This is a genomic window from Acuticoccus mangrovi (assembly GCF_016411865.1).
In the GTDB taxonomy this organism is placed as follows: domain Bacteria; phylum Pseudomonadota; class Alphaproteobacteria; order Rhizobiales; family Amorphaceae; genus Acuticoccus; species Acuticoccus mangrovi.
Window position 1 is genome coordinate 367402 of record NZ_JAEKJA010000007.1, and the last position, 24884, is coordinate 392285.

Consider the following 24884-nt stretch of genomic DNA (forward strand, 5'->3'; position numbering starts at 1 on the left):
TATGGGCTGCCCGATGCGTGCGTGCGACCGGCACAGGGCGCACATCCCGTGCGACCGGGCCCCAAGTCCAGTCTCGTCGGTCGGGCTAGAGGATCGTGCGTATGACGGTGTCCGCTTCGAGGGTTGCACTTGTGGGGTCGGCGTGCCGACTTCCGTCGGCCCGGGGCCTGGACGCATTCTGGGACGTCCTCATCAACGGCCGTTGCGTCATCACAGAACTCGACGAGGATCGCTTCGGCACCCGCCAGCACCTCCATCCCGACCGCGCCCGCCCCGGACGCGCGGTGACCTTCGCCGCCGGCCAGGTCGAGGCGCCGTTCGCCTTCGATCCGAGCTATTTCGGCATCTCGCCGCGCGAGGCGCAGGCGATGGACCCGCAGCAACGCATTCTCCTCGAGGTGGTGGTCGAGGCGCTGGAGAACGCGGGCATCCCCGCCGACAAGCTCGCCGGCGAGAAGGTGGGCGTCTATGTCGGCGCCTCCTCGATCGACTACGGTACCCACGCCCAGCTCGACACCGCCAGCATCGAGCCCCAGTCGATGACGGGCAACACGCTGTCGATCATCGCCAACCGCGTCTCCTACGTGTTCGACCTGCGCGGGCCGAGCTACGTGGTGGATACGGCGTGCTCCTCCTCGCTCATCGCCCTCCACCACGCGATGGAGGACATCCGCCTCGGCCGCATCGACACCGCTATCGTCGGCGGTGTGTCGCTGCTGCTCCATCCCGTGCCTTTCATCGGCTTCTCGCGGGCGCAAATGCTGTCGGCCAACGGCCTCTGCCGCGCCTTCGACGCCGGCGCCGACGGCTACGTGCGCTCCGAGGGGGCCGTCGCCCTCGTGCTGCGCTCCGACAAGGCGGCGCGGGCCTCGGGCGACCACATCCGCGCCCGCTTCGTCGCCTCCGGCATCAACGCCGACGGGCGGACCGCGGGCCTCTCGCTGCCCTCGATGGAGGCGCAGGCCGCGCTGCTCGAGGAGGTCTACGCCAAGGGCGGCATCGACCCGAACCGGCTCGCCTTCATGGAGGCGCACGGCACCGGCACCCGCGTCGGCGATCCGATCGAGGCCGAGGCGATCGGCCGGGTCGTCGCCACCAAGCGCGACGCGCCGCTGCTGATCGGCTCCTCGAAGACCAATTTCGGCCATCTGGAGCCCGCCTCCGGCCTCGTCGGCGTGCTGAAATCGCAGCTCGCCCTGGCGAACGACGCGCTGCCGGCCTCGCTCCATTTCGACGCGCCCAACCCCGACATCCGCTTCGCCGAGCTCAATCTGACGGTGGCGGCGGAGGCGACGCCGCTCGCGCGCGGCGACGAGCCGCGGCTTGCGGGCATCAACTCGTTCGGCTTCGGCGGGGCCAACGCCCACGTGGTGGTGGAGGACGGCGAGCCCGTCGCGCCCGCCTCGGGGGCGCCGGTCAAGGCACCGCTGGTGGTCTCGGCGGCGAGCAAGGCCGCGCTCGCCGCGCTCGCCGGTGCCACCGCCGACCGTCTCGCCGGCGGGGCCGACGCGCGCCGCTACGCCAACGCCGTCGCCTACCGGCGTCAACGCCTGCCGTTCCGCGCCGTGATCGCGCCGGCCGAGGCGGGCGAGATGGGGGCGGCGCTCGCCGCCGTCGCCAAGGGCGAGGAGCATTCTCTGGCGATCACCGGCGAGGCGAGCGTCGCCGCCGAGAAGCCGGTGTTCGTCTATTCCGGCAACGGCTCGCAGTGGGCCGGGATGGGCCGCGTCGCCTACCAGAGCGAGACCGATTTCCGCCTCTCCTTCGACCGGACGGACCGCGTGTTCATGTCGGTTGCCGGCTGGTCGCTGGTGACGATGCTGTTCTCCGAAGACCTCGACGTCGAGATCGAGCGGACCGAGATCGCCCAGCCGCTCCTCTTCGCCCTGCAGGTGGCGATGACGGAAGCGCTGCACCGCCAGGGCCTGTCGCCCTCGCTGGTAATGGGCCACTCGGTGGGCGAGGTGGCGGCGGCCTGGGCGAGCGGTGCGCTGAGCCTGTCCGACGCGGTGCGGGTGATCCACGCCCGCTCCACCCATCAGGAGGTGACGCGTCACCTCGGCGGCATGGCGGCGCTGCTGCTGCCGCCGGAGGAGGCGCGGGCGGCGATCGCGCCGTTCGCGGGGCTCGAGCTCGCGGCGATCAACTCCAACCGCTCCGTCACGATTTCCGGCCCGATGGACTCGCTCGCCGCATTCGGCAAGGCGGCGCGGGCAAAGCGCTGGGCCGTCAAGCGGCTCGATCTCGACTATCCGTTCCACTGCGCCCTGGTGGAGCCGATCCGCGAGCCGCTGATGGGCTCGCTGGAGGCGATCGGGCCGCGCGAGTGCCGCGTGCCGATGATCTCCACCGTGACCGGCGGCCCCATCGCCGGGCCGGAGCTCGACGCGCACTATTGGTGGGAGAATGTGCGCCGGCCGGTGCTGTTCCGCGAGGGCGTGGTCGCCGCTCTCGCCGACCATCGGCTGTTCCTGGAGATCGGTCCGCGCGCCGTCCTCACCACCTACATGACCGACGCCGCGCGGTCCGCCTCGCTCAAGGCGACGGTGTTCTGCTCCTTCCGGCAGAACGATCCCGACACCGGGCCGATCGGCACCGTGGTGCGCAACGCGCTCGCGAACGGCGCCGCGGTCGACGATGTCGTGGTGTTCGGCGCCAAGCGGGCCGGACCCGACCTCCTGCCCAACTATCCCTGGCAGCACGACACCTACCGCCATGCCGTGTCGGTGGAGCGGGTGCGGCTCGACGCGAAGGTCGAGCACGTTCTCCTCGGCACGCGCCTGCGCATCGACGATCGCGACTGGCGCAGCTTCATCGACACCAAGAGCGTGCCCTTTCTCGCCGATCACAAGGTGGAATCGGCGGTGGTGTTTCCGGCGGCGGGCTTCACCGAGATGATCCTGTCGGCGGGCCGGGCGCTCCACCCGGGCGCCCCGATCGAATTGCGCAATCTCGACATCTTCGCCCCGCTGGTGATCGACGGCGACGTGGAGCGGCAGCTTCGCACCCGGGAGATCGCGCCCGGAACGCTCCTCATCGAGAGCCGGCCACGGCTTTCGGAGGACGGGTGGACGCCGCACGTGAAGGCGACCGTCGGCAAGGCGCCGTCGGCTCCGGCGGCCGGTCCCGCGCTGGAGCTGCCCGAAGGTGCGGCGACGGTGCCGGCGGCGAAACTCTACGAGATGACCGGCAGCTTCGGCCTGCCCTACGGTCCGGTGTTCCGCCGCGCGAGCCTCGTGACCCTGGTGGACGACGCGCATGCGCACGTCCGCCTCGCCCCGGCCGACCCGGCGACGCAGCGCTACCACTTCGCGCTCGATCCGACGCTGTTCGATTCCTGCTTCCACGCCCTCTTCGCCTTCCTCGCCGGCAAGCTCGCCGGGACCGACACCGCGGTGCTGCCGATCCGCGTCGGCCGTCTGGTGCTCGCCGCCGAGGCCGGCGCGCCGGTCGAGGCCGACATCGCGATCCGCCTGCCCACCGAAGGCATCGTCGAGGCCGACTTCACGCTGCGCGACGGCGAGGGGACGGTGGTCGCCGTCGCGACCGGGGTGCGCTTCCAGGCGGTGCCTCTGTCGCGCGCCACCGGCGGCGAGACGCTGATGGCGGCGCCGCTCCTGCGGCGCGTCACCCGCGCCGCCGAGCCCGCGACCGTGCGGGCCACCCTGCCGGCCGATCTGGTGGCCGAGGCGGGTGCCGAGCCGTCGGAAACGGCGCTGCTCGTGGAGGCCGGCGTGCAGGCCGCCGCCGCGGAGGCGCTCGCCCCGCTGTTCTCGGGGGCGGCGCGGATCATGGACCTCGTTGCGACGGGCGCGCTGGCGCCGAGCGCGGCTCCGCTCGTGGCGCGCCTGTTGATGGCGCTGGAGGCCTCCGGCGCGGCCGAGGAGGCCGGCGCGGGCTGGACCGTCGCCGAGCGTTCCATCGCCGTCGCCGACGTCGTGAGCCTCCTCATCGCCGAATATCCGGAGCGGCTCGCCGAGGCCGCCATCCTCGCCGCCCTGCCCGAGTGGCTCACCGCGGTGATGGCGGACGGGCTCGCGGCCGACGGGCCCTTGGTCGCCGAGGCGCTGTTCGACGAGCTCACCACCGACGCGCCCTTTTCGGCGCCCGCCTTCGCGGCGCTGCGGGAGATGGTGCGCACGACGCTCGATCGGGGCGGCGACACGGCGATGCGCGTCTGCGTGCTCGGGGCGTCCAACATGCGCTTCGTGCGCGCCGTCGCCGACCTCGTCGACCCAGCACGGGTGAGCCTCGTCGTGAGCGACCGGGACCAGACCATGCTGGAGCGGGGCCGTCTGGTGTTCGAGCGCACGGTGGGGGTCGCCTTCGTCGACTTCGAGGAGCTCGCGTCCTCCGGCCATCCGTTCGACCTGATGGTGCTGCCGCCGAGCCTCGCCTCGGTGCATCTCGGCGATCTCGCGCGGCTGATGAAGCCCGGCGGGGCGTTGATCGGCGCCGCCTACGCGCCCGGCCTCTTCGCCGATGCGGTGGGCGGGCTCGAGGCCGCCTGGTGGTTGGGCTCGGCCGATGCGGAAAACCCTATCGGCCGCCTCGTCACCGCCGAGGAGTGGACCGCCGCGCTCGACGACGCGGGCTTCTCCGGCTCGGTGATGCCGCTCGCGAGCGGCGAGACGGACGCCTTCCTCTTCGTGGCGCACGGGCGCGGCCTCGAAGCCGTGGCCGCCGAGGAGGCCGCGGAGGCGCAGACGCTCCCCTCGCTGCACGCCATGGGCGAGAGCGCCCGCAGGGTGGCGATCGCCCTCTCGGCGATGGGCGAGGACGTCACCGTCGACGATCTCTCCGCGACGCCGACCGGCGCGGCCCTCGTCGCGATCGACGTACCAGATCCGGCCGAGCTTCCCGTCCACCTCGCCGAGCTCGGCGCCTTCCTCGCCCGCCTCGGCACCGAGGCGCGCGACGTCACCCTCGTGACGTTCGGCGCGCAGGGCGTCTCGGCGAGCGAGACGCGGCCGTCCGCCGCCGCCGTCGCCGCGTTCGGCCGGGTGGCGATCAACGAGTTTCCGCACCTTCAGATCCGCCTCGTCGACATCGCGCCGAGCTTCGATGCGAGCGAGGCCGCGGTGCGGCTCTTCGCCGAGCTCGCCCAGCCCAACGCCGAGCGCGAGGTGGTGCTGTCGAGCGACCATCGGGCCGCGGTGCGCTACGTGCCGGCGGTGCCGGCGCCGCGCGAGGCGGGGGAGGCGAAGGTGCTCGCCATCCCGCGGCGCGGCTCGATCGATCATCTGGAGTGGCAGGCGGCGGCCAGTCCGCCGTTGGCGCCGGGCGAGGTGCGGCTCAAGGTCGAGGCGACGGGCCTCAACTTCCGCGACGTGATGTGGACGCTCGGGCTCCTCCCCGCCGAGGCGCTGCAGGACGGCTTCGCCGGGCCGACGCTCGGCATGGAGTGCGCCGGCATCGTCGAGGCCGTGGGCGAGGGGGTCGAGGATCTCGGCCCGGGCGATCCGGTCATCGCCTTCGCGCCGGCCTGCTTCGCGAGCCACGTGACGGTGCGGGCCGACGCCGTGGCGCGTCGCCCCGCCGCGCTCGGACCGGAAGCGGCGGCCACCATTCCCGTCGCCTTCCTCACCGCCTTCTACGCGCTGGTGGAGCTCGGCGGGCTGGAGGAGGGCGAGACCGTTCTCATCCACGGCGGGGCCGGCGGCGTCGGGCTCGCCGCGCTGCAGATCGCCAAGTGGCGCGGGGCCAAGGTGTTCGCCACCGCCGGCACCACCGAGAAGCGGGCGCTGCTGACCCGCCTCGGCGCCGACCGCGTGTTCGATTCGCGCACCCTGACCTTCGCCGACGAGACGATGGCGGCGACCGGCGGGGAAGGCGTCGACATGGTGCTGAACTCGCTCGCGGGCGAGGCGATGGAGCGCTCCATCGACGTGCTGAAGCCGTTCGGCCGCTTCCTGGAGCTCGGCAAGCGCGACTTCTACGCCGACACCAAGCTGGGGCTGCGCCCGTTCCGCCAGAATCTCAGCTACTTCGGCATCGACGCCGACCAGCTGATGAAGCATCGGGCGAAGCTCGCCAAGCGCCTCCTCGGCACGATCATCGACCTCTTCGAGGAGGGCGACTTCACGCCGCTGCCCTATCGCTCCTTCGCTGCCGGCGCGGTGCGCGACGCCTTCCGCCTGATGCAGAGCGCCGGCCATATCGGCAAGATCATCGTCGAGGCGCCGGCCTCGGAGCGGCCCGCCGAGGTGCCGGTCGCGGCGGTCGTCGATCCCGACAAGGCGTATCTTCTGGCCGGCGGAACGTCGGGCTTCGGCTTCGCCACCGCCGAGTGGCTGATCGGCGAGGGGGCGCGCCATCTGGTGCTCGCGAGCCGCTCCGGCGTGAAGGACGACACGGTGGAGGCCGCCATCGCCCGCCACCGCGAGGCGGGGGTGGAGATCACCGTCGCCGCGCTCGACGTGACCGACGCCGCCGCCGTCAAGGCGCTCGTCGACGAGATCGTGGCCGAGCGCCCCCTCGGCGGCATGTTCCACATGGCGATGGTGCTCGACGACGCCCTCATCACCTCGCTCGACGCCGACCGGTACGCGACGGTGCTCGACCCGAAGATCGGCGGCGTGCTGGCGCTGGAGGCGGCGACGGCGAACATGCCGCTCGACCTCTTCGTGGTCTATTCCTCGATCACCGTGCAGCTCGGCAATCCGGGTCAGGCGAACTATGTTGCCGCCAACGCCTTCCTGGAGGCGGTCGCGCGGCGGCGGCGGGCGGAGGGCAAGCCCGGCCTCGCCGTGGCCTGGGGGGCGATCGCCGACGTCGGCGTGTTGTCGCGCGACATGCGCACCAGCGAGATCCTCCAGAAGAAGCTCGGCCGCCACGCGATCACCGCGGCGGACGCCCTCGCCGGCCTCAAGGCGATGCTCGACGACGGCGCGATGACCTCCGGTCCGGCGCTGCGCATGATCGGCAAGGTCGACTGGGCCGCCGCGCGCAAGGACCTGGCGCTCGCCCAGAGCCCCGCCTTCGAGGACCTTGCCGACGGCTCCGACGGGGCGGGCGACGAGGCCGGTGCCATCGATCTCGCCGAGCGCCTCAAGGGTCTCACCGACGCGGAGGCGCTCGTCGAGGTTCAGCGGCTCCTCGCGGGCGAGATCTCGCGCATCCTGAAGCTGCCGACCTCCGAGGTGGACCTTCACAAGCCGCTGACGGCGCTCGGCATGGACTCGCTCATGGGCGTGGAGCTGCGGATGGCCGCCGAGCAGCGTCTCGGCATCGATATTCCGCTGATGTCCCTTGCGGCGGGGGTGACGCTGACCGATCTTGCGAGGAAGGTCGTGCTGCGTGGCCGTGGCGAGGAGGCCGCGCCCGACGAAGCCGCCGAAGCGCTCATCACGCGCCACACCGGGCAGGATGCGGGGCGCGTCTCGGGCGAGCTCGGAGAACTCGAAGCCGTTGTCCGCGAGAAGACCGCGGGCATGAGGACCATCATTCCATGAAAAAGCGCGGCATCGGCGCCCTGACGGACGTCGCCAAGGATCAGCTTCTCGCGGCGGCCCGGGCCTCGCGAAAGGCGGGACTCGAGCGTCGCTTCGAGCGGCTCGTGCCGCAGGAGAAGGAAGGCCGCACCGCCACCTCCGCGTTCGACTTCTCGACCCTCGGGGACGTGCGCGAGTTGAAGATCCAGCGCGCCGCCGCCGAGCTCCTGAAGATCGAGAACCCGTTCTTCCGCTCCCATGAGGTGCGGGCGGCGGCGCACACGATCATCGACGGGCGCGAGTACATCAACTTCTCCTCCTACGACTATTGTGGCCTCAACGGCGATCCGCGCGTGGTGGCGGCGGCACAGGAGGCGACGGCCCGGTTCGGCACCTCGGTGTCGGCGAGCCGCGTGGTGTCCGGCGAGCGGCCCTTCCACCGGGCGCTCGAAGAGAAGATCGCGCACTTCCTCGGCGTGGAGGACGCGGTGGTGATGGTCTCCGGCCACGCCACCAACGTGACCACCATCGGCCATCTTCTCGGCCCGAAGGACCTCGTCCTCACCGACACCTTCATCCACAATTCCATCGTGGAGGGGACGCGGCTCGCCGGCGCCACGCGCCTCACCTTCCGCCACAACAACATGGAGCACCTCGAAGAGCTCCTCGCCGCCAACCGCAACAGCTTCAACCGGGTGCTGATCGCGGTGGAGGGCCTCTATTCGATGGACGGCGACGCGCCGCCGCTGCAGCGCCTGGTGCGGCTCAAGAACCGCTACGACGCGTGGCTCCTCGTCGACGAGGCGCACGCTCTCGGCGTCGTCGGTGCCACCGGGCGCGGTATCGCCGAGCGCGACGGGGTCGACCCCAACGCCGTCGAGATCTGGATGGGCACGCTCTCGAAGACGCTCTGCTCGTGCGGCGGCTTCATCGCGGGCTCCTCCGCGCTCGTCGAGTATCTGAAGGCGACGGCGCCGGGCTTCGTGTTCTCCGTCGGGCTGCCGCCGGCGGCCTCCGCGGCGGCGCTCGCGGCGCTCGAGGCGCTGGAGGCGGAGCCGGAGCGCGTCGCCCGCCTCGCCGAGAACGGCCATCGCTTTCTCGCCGCCGCCAAGGCCGCGGGGCTCGACACGGGCACCAGCGAAGGCCTCTCGGTGATCCCGGTGATCATCGGCGACAGCATCCTCGCCGCGCTGATGTCGCATCGCCTCTCCGAGATGGGCGTCAACGTGCAGCCGATCATCTATCCGGCGGTGCCGGAGAAGACGGCGCGGCTGCGCTTCTTCATCAACGCGACCCACAGCGCCGACGACATCGACCGCACGGTGGCGCTGACGGCCGAGTGCCTGCGCCGGACCCTGTCGGACGGCGAGGGACTGAAGCAGCTCGCCGACAGCCTCCGCTAGCGCACGTCCCGCTCAACCTGGATCAGGTTGAGTGGGACGTGCTCGCTCTCCAGATCTGGCGCGATTGCTCTGCGCTCAGGTTGATCCAACCTGAGCGGCAAGCGCGCTAGATCCCCAGGGGCGCGGCCGGTGCGCCGCGTCAGCGGCGGGCGGGCCGTTCCTCGGCGTGGAGGACGGCGAGGCGCATCTGCTTCTCGGTCTCGACGAGGGCGAAGAAGACCACGCCGATGCCGACGATGAGGAGGCCGTCGCCGAAGGGGACCGCCTGCGTGCCGAGCGCCGCCTGGAGCGGCGGCAGGTAGGTGACGGCGAACTGGGCGAGCGTCGCGATCGACACGCAGAGCCAGACGACCGGCGTTCCCCGCACCGCCGCGAGGGTCAGCGACGTGCCGTAGATGTTGCGGATGAAGAAGAGCTGGAAGATCTCCAGCACCACCAGCGTGTTCATCGCCATCGTCTGGGCGAGGGCGACCGGATAGTTTCGGTCGATCGCGTAGGTGTAGATCCCGAAGACGGCGACGACGAAGAGCGCCGAGACCAATGCGACGTGCCAGATGAGTCGCCCCGTGAGGAGCGGCTCGCCGCGCGGGCGTGGCGGCCGGCGCATGGTGTTGGCCTCGCTCGGCTCGAAGGCGAGGGCGAGGCCGAGGGTGACGCCGGTGATGAGGTTGATCCACAGGATCTGCACCGCCGTGATGGGCAGCGCCATGCCGGCGAGGAGGGCGATCACGATGGTCGTCGCCTCGCCGCCGTTGGTGGGCAGCGTCCAGCTGATCACCTTCTTGATGTTGTCGTAGACCGTCCGCCCTTCGCGCACGGCGGCGGCGATCGAGGCGAAATTGTCGTCGGCGAGGACGAGTTCGGCGGCTTCCTTGGCCGCCTCGCTGCCCTTCTGGCCCATGGCGATGCCCGCGTCGGCGCGCTTGAGGGCGGGGGCGTCGTTCACCCCGTCGCCGGTCATCGCCACGGTGAGGCCGTGCGACTGGAGGGCCGTCACGAGGCGCAGCTTGTGGGCGGGGGAGGTGCGGGCGAAGATGTCGGTGTCGAGCGAGACGGCGGCGAGCTCGGCGTCGTCCATCGCCTCGAGGTCGGCGCCGGTGAGGACGCGGTCGGTGTGGGTCAGCCCGATCTGCACCGCGATCGCCCGCGCCGTGGCGGCGTGGTCGCCGGTGATCATCTTCACCCGGATCCCCGCCGCGTGGCACTCGGCGACCGCGGCGATCGCCTCCGGGCGCGGCGGATCGATGAGGCCGATGAAGCCGATGAGGGTGAGCTGGCCGTCGATGTCCTGGGTGGTGAGCACGCTCTGATGCGGCTCGACGTCGCGCACCGCCACCGCGATCACCCGCTGACCGTCGGCGGCGAGGCGCTCCAGCACGTCGTGCCAGTGGTCGGGGTTGACGGGCCGGATGCCGCCGTCGGCGGTGCGCTCGTTGGCGCACATCGCGACGATCGCTTCCGGGGCGCCCTTGACGTGGATGAAGGCGCGGCCGTCGTGGTCGTGGTTGAGCACGGCCATGTAGCGGTGGACGGCGTCGAAGGGGATCGCGTCCGTGCGTCGCCAGCTGCCGTAGGGATCGGGACCCTCGCCGGTGATCTTGCCGGCGAGCGCCATCAGCGCGCCTTCCATCGGATCGCCCTCGACGTGCCAACCGTCGTGGCCGCTGTGCAGCACGGCGTCGTTGCACAGCCCCGCGGCGCAGGCGAACTCGACGAGCACGGCGTGCTCGGCCGGGTCGGCGTCCGCATCGCGCCAGCGGATGTCGCCCTCGGGAGCGTAGCCGTCGCCGTCGACGCTGTAGACGCGCTCGGCGGAGGCGAGGGCGGCGACCATCATCTCGTTGCGCGTCAGCGTACCGGTCTTGTCCGAGCAGATCACCGACACCGAGCCAAGGGTCTCGATGGCCGGCAGGCGGCGGACAATGGCGTTGCGCCGCGCCATCGCCTGCACGCCGACGGCGAGGGTGATGGTGAGGACGGCCGGCAGGCCCTCGGGAATCGCCGCGACGGAGAGGCCCACGACCACCATGAAGAGGTCGGCGAAGGCGAGGTGCTGCACGAAGTAGTTGTAGACGAGGAGGCTCGCGGCGATCAGCAGGATGAACACGGTGAGCCAGCGGGCGAACACGTCCATCTGGCGCACCAGCGGGGTGGTGAGCGTCTCCACCTCCGAGAGCATGCCGCTGATCCGGCCGATCTCGCTCGTCGCGCCCGTCGCCGTCACCACGCCGCGTGCGACGCCGGCGGCGACGAGGGTGCCGCTGAACAGCATCGAGGTACGATCGCCGAGCGTCGCGTCGGCGTCGACGGCGGCGGTGGACTTGTCGGAGGGCACGGATTCGCCGGTGAGCAGCGCCTCCTGCGCCTTGAGCCCGCGCGCCTCGATGAGGCGCAGGTCGGCGGGGACGCGGTCGCCGGCCTCGACGAGCACGATGTCGCCCGGCACCAGCTCGCTGGCGTCGATACCGTGGCGCTGGCCGTCGCGCATCACCGCCGAATGGGGGGCGAGCATGCCGCGGATCGCGTCCATCGCCCGTTCGGCCCGGCCTTCCTGCACGTAGCCGATGACGGCGTTGACGAGGATCACGGCGAGGATGACGCCGGTGTCGACGACGTGGCCGAGCGCGATGGTGACCACCGCCGAGGCGATCAGCACGTAGATCAGCACGTTGTTGAACTGCGCGAGGAAGCGCAGGACGGCGCTGCGCTGGGGTGGCGCGGGCAGCCGGTTCGGCCCGTGGATCGCCCGACGCCGCGCCGCCTCCTCGCTCGTCAGCCCGCTCGCCGATGCGTCGACCGCCGCGAGCGCGTCCGGCACCGAGAGGGCATGAAAGGCCGGGGGGTGGCGATCGTCGGTCATTCCATCCTCTCCGCGAGACGTGTGCTGGCGCCGGCATCACAATAGGACGTCGTAGGGGTCGGGCTCGTGCGCGTCACGTGCGGCATTTGTACTTACCGGGGCGGATTTGCGAGCCGCGCGGGGGCGGCCGGGCGCTTGGGGCGCGGCGGCGGGTAGGGTAGTCTCCCAGAGTGACCGATGGGAGGAGACGCCGTGAAGGCGCGGATCGGGACCATTGCCGCCGCTCTGGCGGTCGTCGCGACGGGAGGGCTGGCGCTCGCGGCCGGCGGGCTCGCGCTGCCGCGCGCCCCTGTCGACGCCGACTATCGGGCGGTCGACCCCGCCGAGGCGAAGCTCGGCCAGCTGCTCTTCTACGACCCCATTCTGTCGGGCAACCGCAACATCGCCTGCGCGACGTGCCACCACCCCCGCTTTGCCACCAGCGACGGGCTGTCGCTGTCGCTCGGCGAAGGCGGGACCGGGCTCGGACCGGAGCGGGTGGTCGATCCCGTCAACCTGCCGGAGCAGCGGGTGCCGCGGAACGCGCAGGCGCTGTTCAATCTCGGCGCGCGCGAGTTCACGGTGATGTTCCACGACGGCCGGATCGAGGTGGACCCCACCCGGCCCTCGGGGCTGCGCACGCCGCTCGAGGACGAGATGACCGCCGGCTTCGCCTCGCTGTTGTCGGCGCAGACGATGTTTCCGGTGCTCTCGCCCGACGAGATGGCCGGGCACTACGGCGAGAGCGACGTGTCGAAGGCGGTGCGCCTCGGGCGGCTCACCGGGCCGGGCGGGGCATGGGACATCATCGCCCAGCGCGTGGCGGCGATCCCCGACTATGCGGCGATGTTCGCCGCCGTCGAGCCGGAGATCGCGGCGGGGCGGGAGATCGGCTTCACCGACATCTCCGACGCCGTCGCCGCGTTCGTGGAGGCCGAGTGGCGCTCCGACGACAGCCCGTTCGACGCCTTCCTGCGCGGCGAGGCGGCGCTGTCGGGCGATGCGGCGCGCGGCATGGCGCTCTTCTACGGGCCGCTCGGGTGCGCCGCCTGCCACAGCGGGGCGTTCCAGACCGACCACCGCTTCCACGCCATGGGAGAGCCGCAGATCGGCCCGGGCAAGGGGGCGCGCTTCGAGCGTCACCGCCGCGACGAGGGGCGCATGGAGGTGACGGGGAGGGCGGAGGACGCCTTCCACTTCCGCACCCCCTCACTGCGCAACGTGACCGAGACCGGGCCGTGGGGGCACGCCGGGGCGCATCGCGACCTTGCCGCCTTCCTGCGCGACCACGCCGAGCCGTCGCGGGCGATCGGCCGCTACGACGTCGCCGCGGCGGTGCTGCCGCCGCTCGACGGCGCGCGCGACTTCGACGGGCTGATGAGCGACGGGGTGGAGATCGCCGCCGCCGTGGAGGTGGCGGACCGGGCGCTCGGCGAGGCGGAGGTGACGGCGCTGCTCGCCTTCCTCGCGGCGCTGCGCGACGAGACGGCGCTCTCGGGCCGGCTCGGCATTCCTGCGAGCGTGCCGAGCGGGCTCCCGGTGCCCCGCTGAGGGATCAGTCGGTGCCGGCCTTGTTGAAGCGCACGGCACCGTCGCGGCGACCCATCTGGGCGGCGGCGATGCCGCCGACGATGAGCAGCCAGCCGATGGCGTGGTGGAGGCCGATGGTCTCGCCGAGGAAGCCGACGGCCATCAGCGAGCCGAACACGGGCATCAGGTGGAAGAACGGGCTCGCGCGGTTCGAACCGACCAGCCCGACGCCGCGATTGAAGCAGATATAGGCGCCGATCGAGGGAAAGAGCGCGAGGTAGGCGACGGTGAGGAGCGTCGTCCCGTCGAGGCTGACGGGGATGTCGCTGACGGCCGCCTCGGCGAGGGTGAAGGGGATCAGCAGGACCGCGCCGATGTTGATGGTGGCGGTGAGGAAGGCGATCGGGTGGACGGCCGGGCGCTCGCGCAGCACCACCGTGTAGCCCGCATAGCAGATCTGCGCGCCGATCACCCACAGGTCGCCGGGCGTAAAACGGAATTCGAGAAGCCGTTGGAGCTGGCCGCCGGACAGGATCACCGCCGCGCCGACGCAGGCGGCGGCGATGCCGAGGAACTGGGCGAGCGTCAGCCGGTCGCGGTAGAGCAGGAAGCCGAGCGCCGCGATGGTGAGGGGAAACATCGACGACAGCACGTTGGCGTTCACCGCCGTGGTGGACCTGAGGCCCACATAGAGGAGGGTGTTGTAGACGGTGATGCCCAGGATGGCGAGAATCAGAACGGCCTTCCAGCGCTGCCGCAACGCCTTGAAATCGCGGCGGATATGATGCCAGCCGAAGGGCAGGATGATGAGCCCGGCGAGGAGCCAGCGGGCCTGCGCGAGGAAGATCGGCGGGATCTGACCTGCGACGCCTCGTCCCACCACCATGTTGCTCGCCCAGAAAAACATGGTGAGGGCCAACAGGATGTAGGGCTGGTTGGCGAGGAAGCGGACGGGGGCGCCGAGGCGGGCGGCGAAAGGGGCGGTCATCGGCATTCGAACGGGCTCGGGGTGGGGGCGTGGACAGATGACGCTTTCGCGACGCTTGCCCGGGCGGCGTCTTTTGGGCGAGAACCGCCGCTTGCCGGTCTCTGACACGGCGGGGCGCAGATCGGAAGAGGCTGGCGCCGGATAGCGAGCAAAGAAGAGGCAGATGGGCAGCGTTGTTGTGGTCGGCTCCCAATGGGGCGACGAAGGCAAAGGCAAGATCGTCGATTGGCTGAGCGAGCGGGCGGACGTGATCGTACGCTTTCAGGGTGGCCACAATGCCGGCCACACGCTGGTGATCGACGGGGTGACGTACAAGCTGAGCCTATTGCCCTCCGGGGTGGTGCGCGAGGGCAAGCTGTCGATCATCGGCAACGGCGTGGTGCTCGACCCCAAGGCGCTGCTGACGGAGATCGACGCGATTCGCGAAAAGGGCGTGGACGTGACGCCGGCGACGCTGAAGGTCGCCGAGAACATCCCGCTGATCCTGTCCGTCCACCGCGATCTCGACCAGCTGCGCGAGGCGGCGAGCGGGTCGGGCGCCATCGGCACCACCGGCCGCGGCATCGGGCCGGCCTACGAGGACAAGGTCGGCCGCCGGGCGATCCGGCTGTGCGACCTCATGGAGGAGGGCGACCTCGGCGGACGGATCGAGCGGCTTCTCGCCCATCACAATGCGTTGCGCACCGGGCTGGGCGCCGAGCCCATCGGGGCGCCGGCGATCCGCGAGGAGCTGGAGCGCGCCCGACCGGTGCTCGCCTATGCCGAGGCGACCTGGAAGACGCTGCGCGAGGCCGTGCGGGCCGGGCGCAACATCCTCTTCGAAGGCGCCCAGGGGACGATGCTCGACATCGATCACGGCACCTATCCGTTCGTGACCTCCTCGCACACGGTGGCGGGTCAGGCGGCGGCGGGTGCGGGCATTGGTCCCTCTTCCCTCGGCCGCACGCTCGGGATAACAAAGGCCTATACGACGCGGGTCGGAAACGGACCTTTCCCCACCGAGCAGGCCAACGAGATCGGCGAGAGGTTGGGTGAGCGAGGCGCCGAGTTCGGCACCGTGACGGGCCGCAAGCGCCGCTGCGGCTGGTTCGACGCGGTGATGGTGCGTCAGGCCGTGGAAGCCGGCGGGATCGATGGCCTGGCGCTGACGAAGCTCGACGTGCTCGATGGTTTCGACGAGCTGAAGATCTGCATCGCCTATGAGCTCGACGGCGAGCGGTTGGACCATCTGCCGGCCTCGAAGGCCCAGCAGGCTCGCGTTCAGCCGATCTACGAGACGGTGGAGGGCTGGCAGCGCTCGACGAAAGGCGCCCGGACGTGGGGCGAGTTACCGGCTGAGGCGGTGAAGTATGTGCGTCATGTTGAAGAACTGGTCGGAGCTCCGGTGTCGATGTTGTCGACGAGTCCAGAGCGAATCGATACGATACTTGTTGACGACCCTTTTCGCGTTTAATTCGATGTCGGTGGGCAGGAAGGGCGTGTGGTCGAAATGACCGACTTTTATTCCGTGCTGCAGCGAGCCGTGGCGTCGCTGCCCGACGGAAGCGGGCCGCAGCGGCGGGCCGTGTATGATAAGGCGCGCAAGGCGCTCCTCAAGCAGCTTCAGAGCTTCGATCCGCCGCTGCCGTCTTCCGACGTGACGGCGCAGCGCCTGGCGCTGGAAGACGCGATCCGTAAGATCGAGAACGAGATCGCCCGGCAGATCCGCACCCGCCGGGCGGTGCAGGGCGCGCTGCCGGCGGGTCGGTCCGGCCAGCCGGCCACCGCCCGCGAGGGCGAGGCCGAGCGCGAGGCGCGGCGGCGGGCCGAGGAGGCCCGCGCCCGCGAGCAGCAGGCGGAACTTCTCGAAAGCGCCGTGTCGCAGGCGACCATCGCCTCCGAGGCGGCGCCCGAGCCTTCCCAGCAGACCGCCCTCGTGCCGGCCCAGCCGGTGGCCGTCCCCGCTCCGGTGGACGACATGCACGACGCCGACGCCGTCATGTTCGAGGAGGAGCTCGACGAGGACGAGGTGCCGCACACCCGCGGCCGTCGCCACGACGCGGTGTTCGACGAGGACGAGGAAGACGACTACGACGACGAGGACGTCGTCGACGCCGAGACCTACGAAGACGACGATGTCGTGGCGGCACGGCCGGATCGGGTCAGCGAGCGGGAACGGCGACGCGAGGAGGCCCGCGCGCTGCGTGCCGAGCGCCGCGCGGAGCGCAAGTCGCGCGGCCGCGGCAAGGCGAAGCCCGAAAAGGCCCGCAAGAAGCCGCGCAAGGACAAGGCCGAACGCAAGGGCGAGAAGGGTCGCCGCTCGACGCTCTCGCGGATGGTGCTGCCGGTGATCGTTCTGGCGCTCCTCGCCGGCGCGTCCTACGCCGCCTTCACCCAGCGCGAGAAGCTGATGGCGGTGATCGACAGCTTCGAATCGCAGGGTGGCCCGTCGAGCGGCGGCACCCGCGCCCCGATCGCCGCCGAGACCGACCCGGTGGTGACGAAGAACAGCGACCGCTTGCCCTCGACCCTCGACGGGGAGGACACGCGCACGGTGACGACCACCGCCTGGCCGCCGCGCGCGGAGGGTGAAGGCGACGCCGATCCCGAGGCGACGACCAACGCGGCCCGCACCGTGGGCAACGACGTGAGCCCGTTCACCACCGACGGCGGTTCGACCCCCGCGACAGAGCAGGCCGAGGAGCAGGTGGCGGCGGCCGACCCGGCCGCGACGGCCGCCACGGGCACCGCCCAGGAGCCGGCGCCCGCGCGGCCGCCGATCGCCGACATCAGCGGCGGCGGCAGCCAGCAGGCGGTGCTCTACGAGGAGGCCGCGCGCGCCGGCGAGCAGGGCACGGCCGTCGCCGGGGCGGTGGAGTGGTCGATGGTGCGCCAGTCGGTGGGCGGCGGCGATCCCGAGCCGGTGGTGCGGGCCAACGCCGAGATTCCGGACCGCGGGATCAGCGCCACGCTGACCATTCGCGAAAACCGCGACGGGGCGCTGCCGGCGAGCCACCTGATCGAGATCGCCTTCGACCTGCCCGACTCGTTCGAGGGCGGCGGGGTGAAGAACGTCCCCGGCGTGATCATGAAGGAGACCGAGCAGTCGCGGGGCGACGCCCTGCGCGGAGCGGCGGCGCGGGTGTCGTCCGGCCTCTTCTGGATCGCCCTGTCGGAGGACGAGGCGGACCGGGAGACGAACCTCCGTCTGCTGCGCGAGCGGGACTGGATCGACATCCCGATCCTCTACGAGTCCGGTCGCCGGGCGATCCTGACGCTGCGCAAGGGCAGCGACGGCTACAAGTCGGTCGACGCCGCCATCCAGGCGTGGAGCCCGGGCTAGGCCCAGACAGCGCGAGCGGGGCGTGATGCGAGGCCTGAAGGCGCTCGCCGGCGTCGCCCTGGTGGTGCTCGTGTGGTGGGGGGCGACGGCGCTGCTGCAGCCGCCGCGCTACGTGTTTCCCTCGCCGGCCGACGTGATGGGCGCGTTCGCCGCCCATGGCGGGATGCTTCTGCGCAATGCCGCGATCACCGGGCTCGAGATCGTTCTGGGGCTCGGCGTGGGGCTCGCGGCGGGGGTGGCGACGGCGCTCGCCATCGCCGCCACGCCGCTGACGCGGCAGCTCATCCTGCCCGCCGTGGTGGTGACGCAGACGCTGCCGGTGTTCGCCATCGCGCCGCTGCTCGTGGTGTGGCTCGGCTACGGCCTCGCCTCCAAGATCACCATGTCGGCGCTGATCATCTACTTCCCGATCGCCACCGCCTATGCGGAGGGGATGGCGCGGGTCGACCGTCATCTGATCGACCTTGCCCGCCTCTCCGGCGCGTCGCAGCGGGAGGTGCTGTGGCTGATCCGTGCACCGGGCGGCCTGCCCGGGCTGGTGGCGGGGCTGAAGGTCGCCTCCACCGTGGCGCCGATCGGTGCGGTGGTGGGCGAATGGGTGGGCGCGTCCGCCGGCCTCGGTTTCGTGATGCTCCACGCCAACGCGCGGCTCCAGACGCCGACCCTCTTCGCCGCGCTGATGCTCCTGGCGGTGCTCGCCCTCGTCGTGCGCTTCGCCGTGGACCGGGTGGCGGACCGGCTGGTGCGGTGGCAGCCCGTCAGTTGAGCATGGCTGCAGTCCCCCTGGCGGGACGCTGGCGACCCCTTATAGCCTTGCATGACAGCATGGCTCAGCTAGCCTAGCCCCAACAATTTTGGGAGGCTCATGATCATGAAACGCTCCGTTCGTGCCGCACTCGCGCTCTTCGGCGCGGTGGCCCTCGCCGGGCCGGCGATGGCCGAGGATCGGCTCACCGTCCTGCTCGACTGGTTCGTCAATCCCGATCACGCGCCGCTGTTCCTCGCCGAGGCGCGGGGCGAGTTCGCCGCGCGCGACCTCGACGTGGAGTTCGTGGCACCGGCCGATCCGTCGGCGCCGCCCCGGCTGGTGGCGGCGGGCGAGGGCGACATCGCGATCACCTATCAGCCCTCGCTGTACCAGCAGGCCACCGAGGGGCTGCCGGTCGCCCGCTTCGGCACGCTGATCGGCTCGCCGCTCAACAGCCTGGTGGCGCTCAAGGGCGGCGACGTCGCGAGCCTCACCGACCTCAAGGGCAAGAAGGTCGGCTATTCGGTGAGCGGGCTCGAAGATGCCTTGCTCGGGCGGATGCTCGCGGGCGTCGGCCTCGGCCTCGACGACGTGACGATGATCAACGTGAACTTCGCGCTGACCCCGGCGCTCCTGTCGGGGCAGGTGGACGCGGTGATCGGCGCCTATCGCAACTTCGAGCTCACCCAGATCCGCCTCGAGGGGCACGAGGGGACGGCCTTCCTGCCGGAGGAGCACGGCGTGCCGACCTACGAGGAGCTGATCTACATCGCCCGGGCCGACCGGGTGGACGAGCCCGCGATGGGCCGCTTCCTCGATGCGGTGGCGGCGGCGACCACATGGGCGCAGGCGAACCCCGATGCCGCGGAGGCGCTGTTCTTCAAGGCCCAGCCCGACCTCGACGACGCGCTGAACCACGCCGCCTTCAAGGACACGCTCGACAAGTTCACCGCCGACCCCAAGGCGCTCGACGTCGACCGCTACGAGGCGTTCGCGACCTTCATGGAGGACGCCGGCCTCGTCGACGCGCTGCCGCCGCTCTCCGACTATGCGGTGGAGATCGAATAGGCCGCCGGCGTGACGCGGACGGCCGCAGCCTCGCCGAGGCTACGGTCGTCTCGCGCGGGCGGCGTCAGGCCGCGGCGGCCGGCAGCGCGGTGATCTCGCCGCGGGCGGGGTAGTTCTTGGACACGACGAAATCGATCCCTTTCAGGATGTCGTCGAAGTGCGGCCGGGCGAACGGCATCGTCTGCGTCGTGCCGAAGTAGAGGGTGCCGTCGGGGCGCACCAGGAAAAGGCCGGGCTCGGAGAAGAGCGGCGGCTCCTCGATGCCGGCGGAGGTCACGCCGCGGCCGGAGGAGATGTAGAGGCCCCAGCTTCGCGCCGCCGGCAGGGCGAGCGAGTGGCCGAGGGGAAGCGTCGGTATCGGCCAGTCCGCCTTGGCCTTTTCGGCACGCTCGGCGGTGTCGCTGGAGATCGCGACCACGGCGACGCCGCGCTCGGCGAATTCCGGCAGCAGCTTTTCGAGGCTCGTCAGATAGGCCTTGCAGATCGGGCAGTGCAGGCCGCGATAGAACACCACCATCGTGAACGGGTCGCCGGTCGCCGCGGCGAGGTCGAAGGTGCCGCCGCCGACGAGAGGCACGGCGAGGTCCGGTACCTTCTGACGCGGCAGAAGGGGATTGATGTCGCTCATCGGAGGCCTCCCTGGGTGTGGTTGGGTGCCAATACACATAATGGGGGGTTGCGCGACGTCGATATCAAAGCGATGTGAAGTCCGACGGCGGACCGCGGTTCGCGCTCAAGACGGAGGATTCCAGATGGCACTGCAGATCGGCGATATCGCCCCCGATTTCGAGGCCGAAACCACCGAGGGGAAGATCCGCTTCCACGACTATATCGACGGCAAGTGGGCGGTGCTGTTCTCGCATCCGAAGAACTTCACCCCCGTGTGCACGACCGAGCTCGGCTACACCGCCAAGCTGAAGGACGAGTTCGCAAAGCGCGGCGTGGTGGTGATGGGGCTGTCGGTGGACCAGCTCGCCGACCACGACGCGTGGGCGAAGGACATCGAGGACACGCAGGGGACGGCGCTCAACTTCCCCCTCATCGCCGACCACGACCGCAAGGTGGCGACGCTCTACGACATGATCCACCCGAACGCCTCCGACACGATGACGGTGCGCACCGTGTTCGTGATCGGGCCGGACAAGAAGGTGAAGATGAGCATGAACTACCCGGCCTCGACCGGGCGCAACTTCGACGAGATCCTGCGCGTGATCGACTCGTTGCAGCTCACCGCCGAGCACAAGGTGGCGACGCCGGTGAACTGGAAGCACGGCGAGGACGTGATCATCGTCCCCGCGGTGTCCGACGAGGAGGCGAAGACGCTCTACCCCGAAGGGTGGAACGCGGTGCGCCCCTATCTGCGGATCGTCCCGCAGCCGAAATGACCCGAAAGGCCCGGCTCCGCCGGGCCTTTTTCGTTGCGGCGGCGGCGCGGTGGCGGCTCAGCGGAGGCGGAGGAGGAGAAGGCTCTCGCGGGCGCCCTCGGCAAGCGGCATCGCCGCGACGGCGGTGCCGGCGAGACGGTCGGCCATCGCTGCGACGAGGTGGGCGCTCGCGAACACGATCTCGGCGCGGCCCTGGAGGAGCGGGGCGACGGCGTTCTGCTCGTTGTAGATCGTGAACGGCCAGGCCGGCGGGTAGGGGTTCGGCAGGAAGATGTCGTGAAAGGCGAGGAAGGTGCCGGCCGGAAGGCGCGGGACCACGTGGTTGAGGATCACGTCGACGTCGGTGCCCGGCATCAGGACGTGACTGGAATCGACCATCACGAGGTCGCCGGACGCGATGTCGGCGAACGGGGCGAGGCCCGCGTCCTGCAGCGTGCGGCGCACGAGGGTGAGCGGCAGGCCGGCGAGGTCGGCGCGCGGCTCGGGGTCGATGGCGGTGAGGCTGGTCGCGAGGTCGCCGTCGCGGATGGCGCGCGACAGAAAGCGGGTGGAGTGGCCGGACCCCACCTCCACGATCCGCGCCGGGGCGGCGTCGCGCACCAGCGCGTAGAGGGCGGCGGCGTCGAGGCGGGGAAACCAGGTCTGGTCGAAGCGCGGCTCGGGGGCGGGGCCCTGCAGCGCGGCGAGGTCGTCGCGGTAGGCCTCGATGCGGGCAAGATGGGCGGCGATCCTCGGCTCGGCGGCGGCGAAGAGCGGGGCGAGGGCGTCGAAGGGGCGGGCGGCGTAGCCCTCGCCCGTCGCGGCGTGGCGCATCGGGATGAAGAAGCCGCGCTTGCGAACGCCGAAGAGGGTCTGGAGGCCGAAGGAGAGGGTGCGGCGGCGGGCGCGCGAGAGGATCATGGGTGGGACGGCTCCGGGGACGGGCTGACGGCGCGGCGGAATATTCGGGGGCTCCATCTAGCCGGCGCGGGCGGGGGCGCGCTATAGCCCCTCCGACCCCCGCCGCGCGCGGGACGATGCGCGAGGATCCGATGCCACGCTACACCACGCGGAGGCGCCGATGGAAATGATGACGCCGGTCAACCCCCCATCGCGACCGCTGCGGCACGTTCTGAGCTCCAGCCAGTTCGACCGTGCCTTTCTCGACTATCTCTACCAGCTGACGACGACCATCCGCCGCTTCGACAAGAGCCGCGAGGGGATCGTCTATCTGTCGAGCCTCCTGCCCCACAAACGGGCGATGCTCTACTTCACCCAACCCTCGACCCGCACCTTCCTGTCCTTCCAGTCCGCCTGCCACGTGCTCGGCATCAACGCTTCGGAGATCCGCGACGCGGCGACCTCGTCCGAGCGCAAGGGCGAGAGCGTGGAGGACTCGCTGCGCACCTTCTCGAGCTACGTCGATCTCATCATCATGCGCTCGCCGATCGCGGGGCTGTGTGAGCGCGTGGCGAACATGCTCGACGCGACGCCGCGCCCGGTGCCGATCGTCAACGCCGGCTCGGGGCCGGACGAGCACCCGACGCAGGCGCTCCTCGATATCTACACTCTGACGCGCAGCCTGCGCACCGAAGGCGGCATCGACGGCAAGACCGTGTGCATGGTGGGCGACCTGAAGCGCGGCCGCACGGTGCGCTCCCTCGCGCGCCTCCTCACCAACTACGACGGGGTGAAGATCATCTTCGCCTCGCCGGAAGGTTTCCGCATCGAGGACGATCTACGGCGCGACCTCATGGCCGCCGGGATGGCGTTCGAGGAGACCACGGACTTCCTGCCGGCGATCGAGGCGGCGGACGCCGTCTACATGACGCGGATCCAGGACGAGTACGACGTGCCGGGCATGGGCGGGGCGGAGGACTATCGACGCTACCACCTCAAGGCCGAGCATCTGCCGCTCCTCAAGGATCACTGCGTGATCATGCATCCGCTGCCCCGGCGAGACGAGCTCGACGTCGCGATCGACCAAGACCCGCGCGCCAAATATTGGCGGCAGGAGCGCAACGGCATGTGGGTGCGCGTCGCGATCCTGACGATGCTGTTCGGGGTGAACGACAAGGTGCAGCTTCCCGAGCTTTAGAGCCGGTTCAATGAACTCGCGTTCACCGAGCCGTCTCCAGTTTCCTTGTCTGCGCGCGTTCCGAGCGGAAAACCGGCTCCACTTTTCCTGAACGCGCGCTAGGCGTGCGACCCCGCCCGGGCTCGATCCTCCGGGCTCAGGGGCAGTGGGCGCGGCCGCGCTCGGCGCTCGAGAAGATCCACGCCGGCTTGCGGGAGAAGCTCGGGGTGAGGTTCGACCGGGCGGTCCAGCCGTCGAAGGTGCCGTCGTCGTCGTGGTCGACCTCCACCACGTCCCCGGCGGTGCGGCCGACGCGTGCGGCGTTGGCATAGTCCACCGTGTCGGGATGGGAGACGGTGCGCCCGCCGCGGCAGCGCTGGTTGGCGCTGATGAGGTCGCGCGGGCCGGAGCGCGCGGTGCGGCGAATGCGGGCGTCGCCGTCGCAGGCGAAGCGGCGGGCGTCGTAGATCGCGCGGGTGCGGGTGGGGTCAACCATGACGGCGCCGCGGCGCGTCCAGATGCCGATGCCGCCGTCGGCGAAGCGGGCATTCTTGATGTTGACGTCGAGCGGCAGGCCGCGGCGGCACGAGCCCGGGTCGCCGCCGAACCACTCGAGGTTCACCCCGCTCTGGAAGAGATGCCAGCGGCCGGAGTTGTGGAAGCTCGTGGTGCCCGGATAGGCGCGCGAGGCGGAGAGCCAGGCATAGTCGATGAGGCGCTCGGCCTGGAGCACCTCCAGCGCGTCGCCGTTGCCGTAGGCGCCGAGGCGGTAGCCGGAGCGCGACAGGATGCGTCCCACGGTGCGGAAATAGTCCACCATGGCGGCGCGTGTCGTGGTGTCGGCGGCGTTGAAGGCGATGTCGACGCCGAAATAGATGGCGGTGCCGCGGGGCTGGCCGAGGGCGTTCGCCTGGGTCACGGCGGCGCGGGCGTCGAGCTCGGCCTCGGCGGTGGGGGTGCGCTCGCGTGTGGTGATGCGGCAGGCGGCGTCGGGCAGCGGATTGCCGTCGCGGTCCTTGCCGTGGAATTTGTTCTTCGAGTCGTTGTTGTACTGATAGATCGACAGGATCGCCATGTTGTGGGCGAGGATCTGGCTCACCTCGCTGTTGCGGTCGCTGGCGGGACCCTGGTCGATGAGCCGCTTCTCCGGAATGTTGCGCTCCGGCTGCGGGCAGCGGGCGAGATAGCGTCCGATCACCTGCACGCCGACGGCCTCGAGATCGTCGAGAAAGGGGCGGGTGTCCCACGCGGCGTCGATGATCGCGGCGCGCGGGTCGGCCGCGCGAGCGGGCGCGGCGGCGGCGACGAGGGTCAAGAGGAGTGCGGCGAGGGCGAGCGAACGCAAACGCATGGGCTGGTCTCCGACGGCGGGCGGACGATGGCGAGCGCGGTGCGGCCCGTCAAGCTTGCGCGAGGTCACGAAGCGGTGCGAGGCTCGGCCGCAAAGACGCGCCCGACGATGGCGCGCCGCAGCGAGGAGACGCCGCGATGGCGCTGATGTTCTGGTACGATTTCTCGTCCACCTATTCCTATCTGGCGGCGATGCGGATCGCCGAGAAGGCCGCTGCGGCGGGGGTGGAGGTGACGTGGCACCCGTTCCTGCTGGGGCCGATCTTCGCGGAGGCAGGGCATGCCGGCTCGCCCAATCTCGTTGGCGAGGCGAAGGCGGGCTACATGTGGATGGACATCGGCCGGCGCGCCGCGCACCGCGGCATCCCGTTCGTGCGTCCCGCGGTGTTTCCCCAGAAAAGCGTGGCGGCGGGGCGCGCGGCGCTGGCGCTCGAGGGCGAGGAGCGGGCGGCGTTCAGCCGCGCCGTGTTCGGCGAGATCTTCGGCAAGGGGCGCGACTGCGCCGACCTCGCCGTCCTCGCCGACGCGGCGACGGCGGCGGGGCTCGATCCTGAGCGCGTGGTGGCCGGCGCCTCCGATGCGACGGCAAAGGCCGCGCTCTTCGCCGCCGTCGACGAAGCGAAGACACACGGCATCTTCGGCGCGCCCTCGTTCGTGACCCATGACGGCGCCTTGTTCTGGGGCGACGATCGGCTCGACCACGCGCTCCACTGGGAGCGCACCGGCATGCTGCCGGAGGGCGGCTAGCGCGCGTTCAGGAAG

The 24884-nt window shown here is 71.0% G+C and carries 15 protein-coding genes; 10 read left to right on the forward strand and 5 right to left on the reverse strand.

What is annotated here, in order from left to right; genetic code table 11:
* Positions 1–101: 101 nt before the first annotated feature.
* Both JCR33_RS10935 and JCR33_RS10940 read left to right on the forward strand, forming a co-directional pair.
* Entirely contained in the window at positions 102–7454 is a 7353-nt protein-coding gene (locus JCR33_RS10935) for a type I polyketide synthase (protein WP_198882083.1), read from the forward strand.
* Positions 7451–8836 carry an aminotransferase class I/II-fold pyridoxal phosphate-dependent enzyme gene (locus JCR33_RS10940; protein WP_198882084.1) on the forward strand — a complete coding sequence of 462 codons (1386 nt, stop codon included), beginning with the start codon at positions 7451–7453 and terminating at the stop codon, positions 8834–8836. Before JCR33_RS10935 ends, JCR33_RS10940 begins: the two co-directional genes overlap by 4 nt.
* A 139-nt stretch (positions 8837–8975) precedes the next feature.
* Here the strand turns inward: JCR33_RS10940 and JCR33_RS10945 are convergent, their stop codons facing one another.
* Complete coding sequence (locus JCR33_RS10945; protein ID WP_198882085.1) at positions 8976–11696, reverse strand: cation-transporting P-type ATPase; 2721 nt, start codon at positions 11694–11696, stop codon at positions 8976–8978.
* Positions 11697–11888: 192 nt separating this feature from the next.
* On the opposite strand from JCR33_RS10945, the gene JCR33_RS10950 reads away from it, so the two are divergent.
* Complete coding sequence (locus JCR33_RS10950) at positions 11889–13226, forward strand: cytochrome-c peroxidase (protein WP_211110208.1); 1338 nt, start codon at positions 11889–11891, stop codon at positions 13224–13226.
* A gap of 4 nt (positions 13227–13230) precedes the next feature.
* Here the strand turns inward: JCR33_RS10950 and JCR33_RS10955 are convergent, their stop codons facing one another.
* Positions 13231–14193, reverse strand: a complete 963-nt coding sequence (locus tag JCR33_RS10955) for a DMT family transporter (RefSeq protein ID WP_198882087.1) — start codon at positions 14191–14193, stop codon at positions 13231–13233.
* Between the two features lie 163 nt (positions 14194–14356).
* Here JCR33_RS10955 and JCR33_RS10960 point away from each other — a divergent pair, with 163 nt between their 5' ends.
* The 4 genes from JCR33_RS10960 (at position 14357) to JCR33_RS10975 (ending at position 19331) form a co-directional block, all read left to right on the forward strand.
* Entirely contained in the window at positions 14357–15646 is a 1290-nt protein-coding gene (locus tag JCR33_RS10960) for an adenylosuccinate synthase (RefSeq protein WP_198882088.1), read from the forward strand.
* Positions 15647–15682: 36 nt separating this feature from the next.
* Positions 15683–17515: a hypothetical protein gene (locus tag JCR33_RS10965; protein WP_198882089.1), complete on the forward strand. Its 1833-nt coding sequence runs from the start codon at positions 15683–15685 to the stop codon at positions 17513–17515.
* A gap of 25 nt (positions 17516–17540) precedes the next feature.
* On the forward strand, positions 17541–18281 hold the full coding sequence (locus tag JCR33_RS10970) for an ABC transporter permease (protein WP_211110239.1): 741 nt from the start codon (positions 17541–17543) through the stop codon (positions 18279–18281).
* A gap of 105 nt (positions 18282–18386) precedes the next feature.
* Positions 18387–19331, forward strand: coding sequence for an ABC transporter substrate-binding protein (locus tag JCR33_RS10975; protein WP_198882091.1), 945 nt, complete (start codon positions 18387–18389; stop codon positions 19329–19331).
* A 64-nt stretch (positions 19332–19395) separates the two neighbouring features.
* On the opposite strand, the gene JCR33_RS10980 is transcribed toward JCR33_RS10975, so the two are convergent.
* The gene (locus tag JCR33_RS10980) at positions 19396–19959 is read right to left on the reverse strand and encodes a peroxiredoxin-like family protein (protein WP_198882092.1); all 564 of its coding nucleotides are present in this window, start codon (positions 19957–19959) and stop codon (positions 19396–19398) included.
* 124 nt (positions 19960–20083) lie between these two features.
* Here JCR33_RS10980 and JCR33_RS10985 point away from each other — a divergent pair, with 124 nt between their 5' ends.
* The gene (locus tag JCR33_RS10985) at positions 20084–20716 is read left to right on the forward strand and encodes a peroxiredoxin (RefSeq protein WP_198882093.1); all 633 of its coding nucleotides are present in this window, start codon (positions 20084–20086) and stop codon (positions 20714–20716) included.
* 57 nt (positions 20717–20773) lie between these two features.
* Here JCR33_RS10985 and JCR33_RS10990 read toward each other — a convergent pair whose 3' ends face one another.
* On the reverse strand, positions 20774–21616 hold the full coding sequence (locus tag JCR33_RS10990) for a class I SAM-dependent methyltransferase (protein ID WP_198882094.1): 843 nt from the start codon (positions 21614–21616) through the stop codon (positions 20774–20776).
* A gap of 160 nt (positions 21617–21776) precedes the next feature.
* Between JCR33_RS10990 and pyrB the strand changes: the two genes are divergently transcribed.
* Positions 21777–22793, forward strand: coding sequence for an aspartate carbamoyltransferase (gene pyrB / locus JCR33_RS10995; protein ID WP_198882095.1), 1017 nt, complete (start codon positions 21777–21779; stop codon positions 22791–22793).
* 136 nt (positions 22794–22929) lie between these two features.
* Here the strand turns inward: pyrB and JCR33_RS11000 are convergent, their stop codons facing one another.
* Complete coding sequence (locus JCR33_RS11000) at positions 22930–24123, reverse strand: DUF1906 domain-containing protein (protein ID WP_198882096.1); 1194 nt, start codon at positions 24121–24123, stop codon at positions 22930–22932.
* Positions 24124–24260: 137 nt separating this feature from the next.
* Here JCR33_RS11000 and JCR33_RS11005 point away from each other — a divergent pair, with 137 nt between their 5' ends.
* Positions 24261–24869: a 2-hydroxychromene-2-carboxylate isomerase gene (locus tag JCR33_RS11005; RefSeq protein WP_198882097.1), complete on the forward strand. Its 609-nt coding sequence runs from the start codon at positions 24261–24263 to the stop codon at positions 24867–24869.
* The last annotated feature ends 15 nt before the right edge of the window (positions 24870–24884 follow it).